Here is a 13151-nt window from a genome sequence, read left to right as displayed (position 1 = left end):
GCTCAGGAGGCGCGGGCCAGCTGGCGGATCGGGATCCAGCGGGACGCGAGCCGGCGGTACGCGGCTGCGGCGCCCGTCATGTCGCCCTCGGCGAGGCATTCGATGCCGAGCCGCACGTCCAGCGGCGAATCGTCCGGGTAGACCTTGTCCGCCACCGCGCCGTAGTCGAGTTCCACCACGGAGTCCGGGTGGAAGAGCTCCAGCCATTCGGTGAGCTGGGTCAGGTCCTCGAGCATGTCCAGTTCCGGGGCCGCGAGGGCCAGATGCGCGACGGCGTGCCGGACGCGTTCCAGCGCCGCAGCGAGGGTCGTCCGGATCCGGACCGTGACGATCCGGCCGCCGGCCTCCACCACATCCGTCGGGTCCGATTCCTGGAACAGGCAGAACCAGCTGAACGGAATGCCCCAGGTCGAGGCGCGGGTGTGCACCCGGGCGGCGCCCTCCCGGGCTTTTACCTGGTCGATCCGCTCCTGGTGCCGGTCCCGTTGCTCCTCGGGGATGAGCAGCTGGGCGAGCGGGCCATGGATCCCCTCCAGCAGGGCGTTGGCAGCCAGTCCGGCGCGCAGCACCAGCTGGCTCGGGCAGTACAGCAGCCGCGCGGGCCAGCTGCCGCCGTCGCCGTCGCCGTGGCTCCCGCCGCCACCGTCGCCGTCGTTGCCGCCGCCCGACGTGCTGACCGCCAGCACCCGCACCAGGTCTGTTTGCCCGGTGGGGAAAGGGTCGCCGCCCGGCCGGGTGATGCGGCCCAGCGAGGCCAGCAGTTCGGCGTTTTCGACGGCGGCGCGGGACTCGGACCTGGCCCCGGCCTCGCGCAGGGCCTCCTGCTGCCCGGCCGGAAAAGCCTCCAGCGGCTCATAGGCCCGCAGGGTCGAGGAAAACGGCAGGCCGGCCTGGCCGCGGTAGAGGCTGCCAGTCATTGCGGTCCTGCGCTTCCCCAGCGGCCGCTCATCAGCCCGCCAGCTCCACGATCACCGGAGCGTGGTCGGAGGCGCCCTTGCCCTTGCGCTCTTCGCGGTCGATCGAGGCGCCCGTGACGCGCGCGGCCAGGGCCGGGGACGCGAGGACGAAGTCGATACGCATGCCTTCCTTCTTCGGGAAGCGCAGCTGGGTGTAGTCCCAGTAGGTGTACACGCCGGGGCCGGGGGTGTGCGGGCGGACGACGTCGGCGAAGCCGGCCTCCTCGAAGGCGTGGAAGGCGGCGCGCTCTGGATCGCTGACGTGCGTCAGGGCGTTGGCCCGGAAGTAGTCGATGTCCCAGACGTCCTCGTCGCGCGGGGCGATGTTCCAGTCACCCATCAGGGCGATCTGCGCCTCGGGGTCCGCCTGGATCCAGCCTTCGGCGTGGCTGCGGAGCGTGTCCAGCCAGCTGAGCTTGTAGGGCATGTGCTCATCGTCAAGCGCCCGGCCGTTGGGCACGTAGAGGCTCCAGACCCGGATCCCGCCGCAGGTGGCGCCGATCGCGCGGGCTTCCTGCACCTCGTCCAGGCCGCCCTTGCCGAAGACCGGCTGGTTCAGGAAGGTGCGTTCGACGTCGTCGAGCCCCACGCGGGAGACGATCGCCACCCCGTTCCACTGGTTCAGGCCGAAGTGGGCCACCTCGTAGCCCATCTTCTCGAACAGGTCCCAGGGGAAGTTCTCGTCCTTGCACTTGGTTTCCTGGATGGCCAGGACGTCGCAGTCGGTGCGCTGGAGCCAGGCCTCAACGCGGTCGGCACGGGCACGGAGCGAGTTCACATTCCAAGTAGCAATCTTCACGGTTCCTAACTTACCGAACTTGGACCCCGCCCGGGGGCGACCGGACCGGGGGGCGGCCGGCCGGGCGGCCGGCGTGGGACCGGGGGCCGGGGCCTGGCTGCGGGCCGCGGCTCTGGAGATTAGTAGGAAGTCCGAGTATATTCGGTGCAGAGATGATCTAGGTCACATGCAAAGGAGCATTCCATCATGGTTCGTGAGCTTTCCCATTACGTCGGCGGACAGCACGTGGAGGGCACCTCCGGGCGCTTCAGCGACGTCTACGATCCCTGCACCGGCGAGGTCCAGGCCCGGCTCCCGCTGGCCAGCGCAGAGGAGGTCCGCAATGTGATCGCCAACGCGGAAAAAGGCCAGCTCGAATGGGCCGCCATGAACCCGCAGCGCCGCGGCCGGATCCTGCTGAAGTTCGTGGACCTGGTCAACCAGAACATGGACGAGCTCGCCACGCTGCTCTCCTCCGAGCACGGCAAGACCTTCCTGGACGCCAAGGGCGACATCCAGCGGGGCATCGAGGTCGTCGAATTCGCCGCCGGCGCCCCGCACCTGCTCAAGGGCGAATTCTCCGACAGCGCGGGCACCGGCATCGACGTCCACTCGATGCGCCAGCCGCTCGGCGTCGTCGCCGGCATCACGCCGTTCAACTTCCCGGCCATGATCCCGCTGTGGAAGTCCGGCCCGGCGCTCGCCGCGGGCAACTCCTTCATCCTCAAGCCCTCCGAACGGGACCCCTCCGTGCCGCTGCGGCTGGCCGAACTGTTCACCGAGGCGGGCCTTCCCGACGGGGTGTTCAACGTCGTCAACGGTGACAAGGAAGCGGTCGACGCGCTGCTGGAAGACCCCCGGGTCCAGGCCATCGGCTTCGTCGGTTCCACCCCGATCGCGCAGTACATCTACGCCACCGCCGCCGCGCACGGCAAACGCGCCCAGTGCTTCGGCGGCGCCAAGAACCACATGGTGATCATGCCCGACGCGGACCTGGACATGGCTGCGGACGCCCTGATCGGCGCCGGCTTCGGCTCGGCCGGGGAACGCTGCATGGCGATCTCCGTGGCCGTCCCGGTCGGCAAGGCCACCGGCGACGCGCTCGTGGCCAAGCTGCAGGAACGGATCGCCGACCTCAAGGTGGGGCACAGCCTGGCCAAGGACTCGGACTTCGGCCCGGTCGTTGCCGCCTCCGCCAAGGAACGGATCGAAGGCTACATCGCTGCCGGCGTCGAGGAAGGCGCCAGCCTGCTCGCCGACGGCCGCGGCCTCACGGTCGAGGGCTACGACGGCGGCTTCTGGGTGGGCCCGACCCTCTTCGACAACGTCACCAAGGACATGACGATCTACAAGGAAGAGATCTTCGGCCCGGTGCTCAGCGTGCTCCGCGCCGAGGACTACGACGAGGCGCTGCGCCTGTGCAGCGAGCACGAGTTCGGCAACGGCGTCGCCATCTTCACCCGCGACGGCGACGCCGCCCGCGACTTCGCCAGCCGCGTCCAGGTCGGCATGGTGGGCATCAACGTCCCGATCCCGGTGCCGATCGCGTACTACACCTTCGGCGGCTGGAAGGCCTCGGGCTTCGGTGACCTCAACCAGCACGGCGCCGACGCGTTCCGCTTCTACACCAAGACCAAGACGGTCACCACCCGCTGGCCCTCCGGCATCCGCACCGGCGCCAGCTTCGTGATGCCGGAAGGCAGCTGATGACGGAACAGCGCCCCGGAGAAGCGACCGCAGAGCCAGCCGCCGAGGTCCTGTTTGAGCGCCGCGGCCGGCTCGGCGTCGTCACCCTGAACCGGCCCAAGGCCGTCAACGCCCTGACCGCTGGCATGGCGGCGGCCATGCTGGAGCAGCTGACGCTCTGGGCCGAGGACGACGCCGTGGCCGCGGTGCTGGTCCGCGGCGCCGGCGACCGCGGGCTGTGCGCCGGCGGCGACATCGTCGCCATCTACCGGGACATGCTCGACGGCGGCGACGCCACGGCGGACTTCTGGGCCGTCGAGTACCGGCTGAACCTGCTGATCTCCGACTACCCGAAACCTTATGTGGCCTTCATGGACGGCCTGGTGCTGGGCGGCGGGGTGGGTATCTCCGCGCACGGCTCGGTCCGGATCGTCACCGAACGCACCCGGACGGGGATGCCGGAAACCACCATCGGGTTCGTGCCCGACGTCGGCGGAACGCTCCTGCTCTCCCGCTCGCCCGGCGAGACCGGCACCCACGCAGCCCTGACCGGGGCGCACCTGAGCGGCGCCGACGCGCTGTTCCTGGGCCTCGCGGACACTTTCGTGCCCTCCGGGCAGCTCGCCGGGCTGGCGGAGGCGCTGGAAACCGAGCCGGTGGACGCCGCCGTCGCACGCTTCACCGAGCAAGCGCCGCCCTCTGTCCTGGCCGCGCAGCAGGAGTGGATCGACGCCTGCTACTCCACCGACGACGCCGAGGAGATCGTGGATCGGCTGCGCACCGTCGGGGGCGAGGCCGTCGACGCCGCCGATACTATCGCGGCCAAGTCCCCGACCGCCGTGAAGGTCGCCCTCGCCTCGCTGCGCCGCGCGAAGGGGCTGGGCCTGGCCGAGGCCCTGGAACAGGAGTACCGGGTGGGCCTGCGGTTCCTGGACGGGCCGGATTTCCGCGAGGGCATCCGCGCCCAGGTCGTGGACAAGGACCGCACCCCGCACTGGCAGCCCGCCAGCCTGGCGGAGGTCAGCCGCGACGACGTCGAAGCCTACTTCGCGCCGCTGGGGGAGCGGGAACTGAAACTTACGAAGGAGCGCGACAATGTCTGAAGCATCGCCGTCTGAAGCATCGACCGCGCCGGCGCGGTCCGGCGCGCCCATCGGCCCCATCGCCTTCCTCGGCCTGGGCCACATGGGCGGCCCGATGGCCGTCAACCTGGTCAAGGCCGGCTACGCCGTGACCGGCTACGACGTCGTTCCGGCGGCGCTGGAAGCCGCCCGCGCCCACGGGATCACCACGGCGGAGACCGCGGCGGCAGCTGTCGACGGAGCCGCCGTCGTGCTGACCATGCTGCCCAGCGGGCAACACCTGCTGGACGCCTACCGCGGCACCGCGGGGCAGGACGGGCTGCTGGCCGCCGCGGCGCCGGGAACCATGTTCCTGGACTGCTCGACGATCAATGTGGACGAGGCGCGGGAGGCCTCGGCCCTGGCCGTCGCGGCCGGACACCGGGCCGTGGATGCGCCGGTCTCCGGCGGCGTGGTCGGCGCCGAGGCCGGAACGCTGACCTTCATGGTCGGCGCATCCGACGAGGACTTCGACACCGTCCGGCCGATGCTGGAGGTGATGGGCAAGCGCGTGGTCCACTGCGGCGGCCACGGCGCCGGCCAGGCCGCCAAGATCTGCAACAACATGATCCTTGGCGTTTCCATGATCGCCGTCAGTGAGGCCTTCGTGCTCGGCGAGAAACTGGGGCTGACCCACCAGGCGCTGTACGACGTCGCCTCCGCCGCGTCCGGCCAGTGCTGGGCGCTGACCACCAACTGTCCGGTCCCCGGTCCCGTGCCCACCAGCCCGGCCAACCGCGACTACCAGCCGGGCTTCGCCGGGGCGCTGATGGCCAAGGACCTGAAGCTGGCACTCAACGCCCTGCACAGCACCGGCGTCGCCGCCCGGCTGGGGCCGCTGGCCTCCGAAATTTACGATACCTTTGCCGCGGAAGGCGGTGCCGGCCGGGACTTCTCCGGCATCATCACCGACATCCGGGACAAATCCGACCAGCCGAAGGGACAGGCATGACCGAGTACGCAAACATTCTGGTGGAGCGCCGCGGCCGTGTGCGCCTGGTGACCCTGAACCGGCCGGAGGCGCTGAACGCCTTGAACAAGGCCACCATGGACGACGTCGTTGCCGCCGTGACCGCGATGGACACCGACCCGGAGGTCGGCGCCGTCGTGCTGACCGGCTCGGCCAAGGCCTTCGCCGCCGGTGCCGACATCAAGGAAATGCAGTCCAAGGGCTACATGGACATGTACTCCTCCGACTGGTTCCGCGGCTGGGAGGATTTCACCCGGCTGCGCATCCCGGTCATCGCCGCGGTCTCCGGGTTTGCCCTGGGCGGCGGCTGCGAACTGGCCATGATGTGCGACTTCATCATCGCGGGCGACAACGCCAAGTTCGGCCAGCCGGAAATCAACCTCGGCGTCCTCCCCGGCATGGGCGGCTCCCAGCGCCTGACCCGCGCGGTGGGCAAGGCCAAGGCCATGGACATGATTCTCACCGGCCGCTTCATGGACGCCGACGAGGCCGAGCGCGCCGAACTGGTGTCCCGCGTGGTCCCCGCCGCCGACGTCGTCGAGGAAGCCGTCAAGGCCGCCGAGGTGATCGCCTCCAAGTCCAAGCCGGTGGCGATGGTGGCCAAGGAAGCGGTCAACGCCGCGTTCGAGACCGGGCTGGCACAGGGTGTCCTGTTCGAGCGCCGGGTGTTCCACTCGCTCTTCGCCACCGAGGACCAGAAGGAAGGCATGGCCGCCTTCAGCGAAAAGCGGCAGCCGGACTTCACCCACCGCTAGGCGGCCGCGTGACGCGGCGTCGTTTCCGCGCCGGTTTCGGTTTTGCGCGCCTGTTCCGGACCGCCGCTGCCCGGGCCCGGGGTGCGGCCGTCCGGAACAGGCGCGGAGATCCGGAGGCCTAGCCCGCGTCAGGCCCTGCGGTGGGCGCGGAGCACGGAATCGTGCACGGTCGGCGGGGCGCCGTCGGAATCGGTGGTCTCCCGCGGCCGGGACGCGCAGGTGATGACTTCCCACTCGTCCGGGTCCAGCTCCACGGCGATCTGTTCGGCCGTGAACAACAGCCCGGGCACCGAGGGGCGCCGCACGGTGGTCTCCAGGTCCGAGGGGTGGTGGCCCACAATCAGCAGCGTCCCGCCGGGCGCCACCGACGCGGCGAGCCGGCTGTAGACGGAGCCGCGCTGCGGCGCGGGCAGGTGCAGATACTGGGCGGTGACCAGGTCGAACGTTCCGGCCGGCGGCGGCGAGGCCGTCAGGTCCTGGTGCTGCCAGACGATCCGCGCGGCGGTATCCGGTTCATCGGCGACGGCGGCCGCCGCGCGTGCCAGGGCGACCGAGGAGATGTCCACCGCCGTGACCCGCCAGCCGTGCCGGGCCAGCCAGGCGGCGTCGGCGCCTTCGCCGGTGCCGACGTCGAGCGCGGAGCCGGGCACGAGGTTGGCGGCTTCGGCGACCAGCTGGGCGTTCGGCTGTCCGCTCCACACCGCACCGTGCTCACCGTGCTGGCGGTACCGCTCGTCCCAGAACGATTCGTCGAAATCCATGCGGCTCTCCTCGCGGGCGGGTCGTCACGGCAGGGTCCTGGCCGCCAATCCAGTTTAAGCACGCGGCGGCGCGCACGCCGTCCTGCGTCCGCGGCCGGGTGCCCGCCCCGGCGCCGGGGCAGGAGCCGGAGCGGTCAGGCGGCGCTGATTCCGAACAGCCCGATGATCAGGGCCATCACCATCAGGGTGACCAGTTCGTGCGCGCAGTTCAGCACGGTCAGGCCGGCGGGGCGGCCCTCGAAAGCGTCGTGCGTGATGAAGCGGGCGGCGGTGAACCCGGCCCACAGAATCAGGGCGGTGACCAGGGTGTTGGCGAGGAAGTTCCCGCCGTAGAAGTGCTGTGAGATGGCCGCCGAGCCTGCCAGGACCCAGGCGCTGACGAAGCTGACCAGCAACGTGATCAGGATGGGTTTGACGGCGTCCCTGGCCGCTCCGCTCGGAGTGACCTTGGCGATGCGCATCCAGTAGTTGCCGAACACCTTGGGCGTGTACCAGACGGACCCCACCACCATGCTGGACAGCGTGGCCAGCAGGACCGCCCAGATATTGATTTCCGGAATCATGGCGCTCTCCTCAGCTCCGGGACCGTCCGGCCGACGGCCCCGCACACGAAGTGTACGGCTCAGCCGTCGAAGTCCCCGGCATTGCGCCGGAAGTCGCCCAGGATCCGGACCAGCTGCTCCACATCGGAGGCTGCGAACCCGGACTGGGCGAAGACCTCGGCGTTGAGCGCCGCCGTCGCCCGTTTGGCGAGCGTCCGCCCCGCCGAGGTCAGCTCAATCAGCGTGGTCCGCCCGTCGGTGGGGTGCGGGGACCGCAGCACCAGCCCGGCCTCCTGCAGGCGGTCGACGGCGTTGGTCACCGAGGTGGGATGGACCTGCAGCAGTGCGCTCGCCTTGTTCATCGGCAGTGCGCCGCTGCGGGCGAAGCTGAGCAGGGCCAGCAGTTCGTAGCGGGCGAAGGTCAGGCCGAACGGTTTCAACACCGTTTCGATCCGGGCCAGCAGAATCTGCTGCGTCCGCATGATCGCCGTGATGGCCGCCATCGGGGCGGCGACGTCGGCCCAGCCGTGCCGCTCCCAGTTCCGCTGGGCGTCGGCGATCGGATCCCGCGGCAGCGGGGTGCCCACGCTAGCCCTGGCCCTTCAGCCCGGGAAAGTCCGCCTCGGAGTACTCGGTGCCCAGGCCCTCGGGGGCCCGGCCGGTGCCGTGCCGCAGCTCTTCGCTGTGCCGCAGTTCCACCCGCCGGATCTTGCCGGAGATGGTTTTGGGCAGCTCGGCGAACTCCAGCCGGCGGATCCGCTTGAACGGCGCGAGGTGGTCCCGGCAGTAGCGCAGGATGTCCTCGGCCAGCTTCGGCCCGGGTTCGTGGCCGGCGGCCAGGACCACGAAGGCCTTGGGCACGGACAGCTTGAGCGGGTCGGGGGAGGGGACGACGGCGGCCTCGGCCACCGCCGGGTGCTCGATCAGGACGCTCTCCAGCTCGAACGGCGAGAGCCGGTAGTCCGAGGATTTGAAGACGTCATCGCCGCGGCCGACATAGGTGATGATGCCGCGTTCGTCCCGGCTGGCCATGTCCCCGGTGTGGTAGTAGCCGTCGCGGAAGGCTTCGGCCGTCTTTTCCGGGTCGCCGTAGTAGGCCTTCATGAGTCCCACCGGGCGGGGATCCAGGCGCAGGCAGAGCTCGCCGTCGTCCCCTTCCTCACCCGTCGCTGGATCCACCAGGACGACGTCGTAGCCCGGCAGCGGCTTGCCCATGGCGCCGATTTTGATCGGCTGGCCGGGGGTGTTGGCGATCTGCACGGTTGACTCGGTCTGTCCGAAGCCGTCCCGGATGGTCTGGCCCCAGGCCCGGTTGACCTGGTCGATCACCTCGGCGTTGAGCGGTTCGCCGGCGGAGACGACCTTGCGCGGCGGGTTCTTCAACAGCGTCAGGTCGGCCTGGATCAGCATCCGCCAGACCGTGGGCGGGGCGCAGAAGCTCGTAACCCGCTCGCGGTCCATCTGCTCCATCAGCGCCTTCGCGTCGAAGCGCTCGTAGTTATAGATGAAGACGCAGGCCTCGGCGATCCAGGGCGTGAACACGTTGGACCAGGCGTGTTTCGCCCAGCCCGGCGAGGCCACGTTCAGGTGCACGTCGCCCGGCTCCATCCCGATCCAGAACATGGTCGACAGATGGCCCACCGGGTAGGAGGTGTGGGTGTGCTCCACGAGCTTGGCCTTCGAGGTGGTCCCGGAGGTGAAGTACAGCAGCAGGGTTTCGTCGGCCTTGGTCGGTGCGTCCGGGGTGAAGTCCGCGGAGGCGCCGGCCGCGTCGGCGTAGCGCAGGGCGGAGGCGCCTCCGTCGGCGTCCGCGCCAACCTCAATCAGCGTGTAGTCGCCCGGCACACCCGCGAACTTGGCGATGTTGGCGCTCCCGACGGCGGCCCAGTTGGCGCCGCCGCGTTCCACCCGGTCCTGCAGGTCCGCGGGGCCCATCAGGGTGGTGGTGGGAATCATCACGATGCCGAGCTTGATTCCGGCGAGCATGAGCTCCCACAGCTCCACCTGGTTGCCGAGCATGATGATCATCCGGTCCCCGCGCCGGACGCCCTGGTTCCGGAGCCAGTTGGCGACCCGCGACGAGGCGGCCGAGAGGTCCGCGAAGCTGCGCCGGGTGGCGGAGCCGTCCTGCTCCACGATCACGAGGGCCGGCTTGTCCGCCTTGGCCGGGTCGGCAGCGAGCTGGTCGAACCAGTCCAGGGCGAAGTTGAACTCCTCAAAGCGGGGCCAGGCGAACTCCTGCCGCGCGGCGTCGTAGTCTTCGCGAAGCGCCAGCAGCCTGTCCCTCGCAGCACGGAATTCCTCAGTGACGGTCATGGTGCACCTTTCGCAGCCGGTCGCAGCCGGGCGGCCGGGTGCCGGCCGCCGCTGGCCAAGGGATCCCCATCCCTAGTGATCAACATCACTGTGCAATATACTAGGACATCCAAGGGTTTGGAAGAGCCGATGTTGCCGCCCCGGGCGGCACATTACGAAGGGATAATCGCCCGTGCAGACACAAGGAAGTGCCGCCGGAGACACCGGACAGAACACCCGCACCAGCGCCGCGGAAGGCGGCCACAGGTCCGCGGCTGCGGCGGCGCCGCCCTTCGCGGACGCCGACCTGATGTACATCGTTGACCTGCTGCCGGCCGATGAGCGGGCCCGGTATGAGGAGGTCCGGGGGTTCCTGCAGAGCCGCATCCGGGCAGCCTCGATCGACTACTGGAACCGCGAGGAGTTCCCCTTCGGCCTGGTCGCGGAGCTGGGCAAGTACGGCCTGGGTGGCCTGCAGACCGACGGGACCTCCAAGCTCTTCAAAGGCCTCATGTACGTGGAGGTGGCCCGCGCCGACGTCTCGCTTTCGGCCCTGGTGGGCATCCACAACGAGCTGATCGTGGGCATGATCGACGAACTCGGCTCCGAGGAGCAGAAGGCCCGCTGGCTCCCCGGGCTGACCGCCTTCACCCAGCTGGGCGCCTTCGCCCTGACCGAACCGGACCACGGGTCGGACATCGCCGGGGGACTGGCCACGACGGCGCGGCGCGAGGGCGGGGAGTGGGTGATCAGCGGTGCCAAGCGCTGGATCGGCGCCGGCACGATCGCCGACTTCGCCCTGGTCTGGGCCCGCGACGTCGCGGACCAGCAGATCAAGGGCTTCATCGTTGAGACCGATCGGCCCGGCTACACGGCCACCAAGATCGCGAACAAGATCGGGCTGCGGATCATGCAGAACGCGGACATCGTCCTGGACGAGGTCCGGATCCCGGAAACCAACCTGCTGCCCGGCGCCACGGATTTCTCCCGGGCCAACGAGCTGCTGCGCGACTCGCGCGCCTGGGTGGGCTGGCAGGGCGCCGGCATCCAGCTGGCCGCGTTCGACGTCGCCCGGGCCTACGCGCTTGAGCGCAAGCAGTTCGGCAAGGAGCTGGCCCGCTTCCAGCTGGTCCAGCAGCAGCTGGCCGAAATCCTCGGCAACGCCACCGTGTCCCTGGCGTTGATGGCCCAGCTGGCCCGTATCCAGCAGGACGGAAAGCTGGAGATGGTGCAGGCGGCCATGGCCAAATCCACCACCACCCGGCTGGCCCGGGCGTCCGTTGCGATGGGCCGCTCACTGCTGGGCGGAAACGGGATCAGCAGCGACTTTGAGATGGCCAAGCTCTTCGGCGACGCGGAGATCCTCTACACCTATGAGGGCAGCTATGAGATCAACTCGCTGATCGTGGCCCGGGCCGTCACCGGCAAGTCGGCGTTCGTCTAGCCGGTCGCGTCCCTTAGCTGCCGGCGCCGTAGCGTTCGCTGCGGTTCCGGCCGGCGTGCTTCGCCGCGTAGAGCGCCCGGTCCGCGCACGCCAGCAGGCTGTGGCTTCCGGCGTCGCGGAGCTCGCAGACGCCGGCGGAGACGGTGATCCGGCCGACGTCGCCGAACGGTTCCGCCTCGATGGCCGCGCGGGCCCGTTCCGCCGCCGCCAGGGCCTCCGCGCCGTCGGTGCCCGGCAGCAGCCAGACGAACTCCTCCCCGCCGAAGCGGGCCACGATTTCGTCCTGGCGCGCCACTGCGCGGAGCCGGGCGGCGACGTCGGCGAGCACTTCGTCGCCCATGAGGTGGCCGAAGGTGTCGTTGACCCGCTTGAAGTGGTCGATGTCCAGGACGATGGCGCTGAGACTGGTGCCGCGGGACGCGGCCAGCTCGATCTCATGGGCCAGGTGCTGCTCCAGGGCCCGCCGGTTGGGCAGCCCGCTGAGCTGGTCGGTGGTGGCCTGCAGTTCCAGGCTGGTGCGGGCCTCGGCGTTGCCGATGGCGATCTCCACCAGTTCCGAGAACTGCGCCAGGCGGTCCAGCATCGCCCCGGTCACCCCGGTGGCGGACTTCGAGGTCAGGGACACCACGCCCCACAGGCTTCCGTGGACCCTGATCGGGGCGGCAGCGGCGGACCGGAAGCCCCCTGCCTGCATCTGCTCGGCGGCCGGTCCGCCCTCCGGGCCGTAGACGACGATGGCCGGTTTGCCGGTGGCGGCGACGCGGACGGTGGCGGAGGTGTCCGACAGCGAGAAGACCTGGGTGCGGTCCAGGGTGGGCGGCAGGGCCGGCGCCATGGCCACGATTTCCGCTGACAGGGCGCCGGTAAAGCGGACGACGGCGGCCGAATCGACGGCGAAGAGGTCCCGCAGGATGAAGGCGACCCGCTCCGAGATGTCCGCCGGAGCGGCGTTGCGGGCGACGGCGGTGGCGATCTCATGCAGGGCTGCCCAGGTCTCTTCCTGCTGGAGCCGGTCGGTGACGTCCACGGCCACCACCATGCCGGTGCTGGCACCGTCGTCGGACTGCGCGGGGCCCGCCTTGAGCCGGTACGTCCGGGGCCCGATCCGGCGGCTCCAGGACACCTCCTGCCCGAACAGCGCCGCCCGGTAGCGGGGCTCGAGTTCACTGGCCAGGTTGCCGTCGAGGACCTCGTGGATGCGCCGGCCCTCCAGCTCGGCGGAGCGGTAGCCGAAGGACTCCAGCTCCTGGCCTTCAGCGATCAGGTAGCGCAGGTCCGAATCGAACAGCAGCACGAAGACGCCGGGAACGCTGCGCGCGAGCGCCCGGTACCGGTCCGTGTCGCGCTGCTGGCGGCGCTCGGCGAGGATCCGCTCGGTGATGTCCGTGACCATCACGAAGAAGCCCTGGACCCCGGCGCTGCCGCTGCCGTCGCCGTCGCCGTCGCGCACGTCGGGCATGTAGGAGACCTCGGCGAACCGGGTGGCACCCTTTGCATCAGTGAGGGTGCGCTTGAAAAGCTGCGGCTCCCCCTCAAGCACCCTGGCCATGTACGGGTAGTTGGCCTGGAACACGTCCTCGCTCAGCAGGTCCTGGATGTGCATGCCGTGCAGCTGTTCTGGCGTGACGCCGAACCACTCCCGGTACGCGTCGTTGGCCAGCCGGTTGCGCAGCCCGGCGTCCCAATAGCCCACCATGGCGGGGATGCCGTTGAGGACGGCCCGCAGCTGGGGCGGAACCTCGGGCAGCGGCGGCTGCGGTGCGTTCCCCCGGGCGGGAGCGCTGTGAAAGTCCATTGCCCCAGTATCTATTGCGGTGGGGCTACGCGAGAAACCGGGACGGCG

General features: G+C 70.0%; 12 protein-coding genes. 5 read left to right on the top strand and 7 right to left on the bottom strand.

Translation table 11 applies throughout. From position 1 onward, the window contains the following. Positions 1-2 precede the first annotated feature (2 nt). On the bottom strand, positions 3-917 hold the full coding sequence (locus tag ACTWLI_RS04445) for a hypothetical protein (protein ID WP_445155470.1): 915 nt from the start codon (positions 915-917) through the stop codon (positions 3-5). 31 nt (positions 918-948) lie between these two features. Beyond that, positions 949-1755: an exodeoxyribonuclease III gene (locus tag ACTWLI_RS04440; RefSeq protein ID WP_445155469.1), complete on the bottom strand. Its 807-nt coding sequence runs from the start codon at positions 1753-1755 to the stop codon at positions 949-951. 186 nt (positions 1756-1941) lie between these two features. Here ACTWLI_RS04440 and ACTWLI_RS04435 point away from each other — a divergent pair, with 186 nt between their 5' ends. Genes ACTWLI_RS04435 through ACTWLI_RS04420 form a run of 4 tightly spaced genes read left to right on the top strand, consistent with a single transcriptional unit; the run spans position 1942 to position 6266 of the window. Next, positions 1942-3441, top strand: coding sequence for a CoA-acylating methylmalonate-semialdehyde dehydrogenase (locus tag ACTWLI_RS04435; RefSeq protein ID WP_445155468.1), 1500 nt, complete (start codon positions 1942-1944; stop codon positions 3439-3441). Next, entirely contained in the window at positions 3441-4523 is a 1083-nt protein-coding gene (locus tag ACTWLI_RS04430; protein WP_445155467.1) for an enoyl-CoA hydratase/isomerase family protein, read from the top strand. Before ACTWLI_RS04435 ends, ACTWLI_RS04430 begins: the two co-directional genes overlap by 1 nt. Further along, positions 4516-5493: a 3-hydroxyisobutyrate dehydrogenase gene (gene mmsB / locus ACTWLI_RS04425; protein WP_445155466.1), complete on the top strand. Its 978-nt coding sequence runs from the start codon at positions 4516-4518 to the stop codon at positions 5491-5493. Before ACTWLI_RS04430 ends, mmsB begins: the two co-directional genes overlap by 8 nt. Continuing rightward, positions 5490-6266, top strand: coding sequence for an enoyl-CoA hydratase (locus ACTWLI_RS04420; RefSeq protein ID WP_445155465.1), 777 nt, complete (start codon positions 5490-5492; stop codon positions 6264-6266). Before mmsB ends, ACTWLI_RS04420 begins: the two co-directional genes overlap by 4 nt. 128 nt (positions 6267-6394) lie before the next feature. On the opposite strand, the gene ACTWLI_RS04415 is transcribed toward ACTWLI_RS04420, so the two are convergent. From ACTWLI_RS04415 to ACTWLI_RS04400, 4 genes are all read right to left on the bottom strand, one after another. Beyond that, on the bottom strand, positions 6395-7027 hold the full coding sequence (locus tag ACTWLI_RS04415) for a methyltransferase domain-containing protein (RefSeq protein WP_445155464.1): 633 nt from the start codon (positions 7025-7027) through the stop codon (positions 6395-6397). A 134-nt stretch (positions 7028-7161) separates the two neighbouring features. Beyond that, the gene (locus ACTWLI_RS04410) at positions 7162-7590 is read right to left on the bottom strand and encodes a DUF1761 domain-containing protein (RefSeq protein WP_445155463.1); all 429 of its coding nucleotides are present in this window, start codon (positions 7588-7590) and stop codon (positions 7162-7164) included. 59 nt (positions 7591-7649) lie between these two features. Next, positions 7650-8156 carry a MarR family winged helix-turn-helix transcriptional regulator gene (locus ACTWLI_RS04405; RefSeq protein WP_445155462.1) on the bottom strand — a complete coding sequence of 169 codons (507 nt, stop codon included), beginning with the start codon at positions 8154-8156 and terminating at the stop codon, positions 7650-7652. Between the two features lies 1 nt (position 8157). Then, positions 8158-9885 carry an AMP-binding protein gene (locus ACTWLI_RS04400; RefSeq protein ID WP_445155461.1) on the bottom strand — a complete coding sequence of 576 codons (1728 nt, stop codon included), beginning with the start codon at positions 9883-9885 and terminating at the stop codon, positions 8158-8160. A gap of 289 nt (positions 9886-10174) precedes the next feature. On the opposite strand from ACTWLI_RS04400, the gene ACTWLI_RS04395 reads away from it, so the two are divergent. Further along, the gene (locus ACTWLI_RS04395) at positions 10175-11308 is read left to right on the top strand and encodes an acyl-CoA dehydrogenase family protein (protein ID WP_445156116.1); all 1134 of its coding nucleotides are present in this window, start codon (positions 10175-10177) and stop codon (positions 11306-11308) included. A gap of 13 nt (positions 11309-11321) precedes the next feature. On the opposite strand, the gene ACTWLI_RS04390 is transcribed toward ACTWLI_RS04395, so the two are convergent. Continuing rightward, entirely contained in the window at positions 11322-13103 is a 1782-nt protein-coding gene (locus ACTWLI_RS04390; protein ID WP_445155460.1) for a sensor domain-containing diguanylate cyclase, read from the bottom strand. Between the last annotated feature and the right edge of the window lie 48 nt (positions 13104-13151).

The organism is Arthrobacter sp. Hor0625, assembly GCF_052567525.1.
The sequence above is the reverse complement of the archived record's forward strand: the minus strand, read 5'-3'. Positions and strand labels throughout refer to the sequence as shown.

Excerpts from the sequence above, each read along its gene's own strand:
- ACTWLI_RS04430 (WP_445155467.1), top strand. The coding sequence starts at position 3,441 with ATGACGGAACAGCGCCCCGGAGAAGCGACCGCAGAGCCAGCCGCCGAG.
- ACTWLI_RS04395 (WP_445156116.1), top strand. The coding sequence starts at position 10,175 with ATGTACATCGTTGACCTGCTGCCGGCCGATGAGCGGGCCCGGTATGAG.
- ACTWLI_RS04435 (WP_445155468.1), top strand. The coding sequence starts at position 1,942 with ATGGTTCGTGAGCTTTCCCATTACGTCGGCGGACAGCACGTGGAGGGC.
- ACTWLI_RS04445 (WP_445155470.1), bottom strand. The coding sequence starts at position 917 with ATGACTGGCAGCCTCTACCGCGGCCAGGCCGGCCTGCCGTTTTCCTCG.
- mmsB (WP_445155466.1), top strand. The coding sequence starts at position 4,516 with ATGTCTGAAGCATCGCCGTCTGAAGCATCGACCGCGCCGGCGCGGTCC.
- ACTWLI_RS04400 (WP_445155461.1), bottom strand. The coding sequence starts at position 9,885 with ATGACCGTCACTGAGGAATTCCGTGCTGCGAGGGACAGGCTGCTGGCG.
- ACTWLI_RS04410 (WP_445155463.1), bottom strand. The coding sequence starts at position 7,590 with ATGATTCCGGAAATCAATATCTGGGCGGTCCTGCTGGCCACGCTGTCC.
- ACTWLI_RS04415 (WP_445155464.1), bottom strand. The coding sequence starts at position 7,027 with ATGGATTTCGACGAATCGTTCTGGGACGAGCGGTACCGCCAGCACGGT.
- ACTWLI_RS04420 (WP_445155465.1), top strand. The coding sequence starts at position 5,490 with ATGACCGAGTACGCAAACATTCTGGTGGAGCGCCGCGGCCGTGTGCGC.
- ACTWLI_RS04390 (WP_445155460.1), bottom strand. The coding sequence starts at position 13,103 with ATGGACTTTCACAGCGCTCCCGCCCGGGGGAACGCACCGCAGCCGCCG.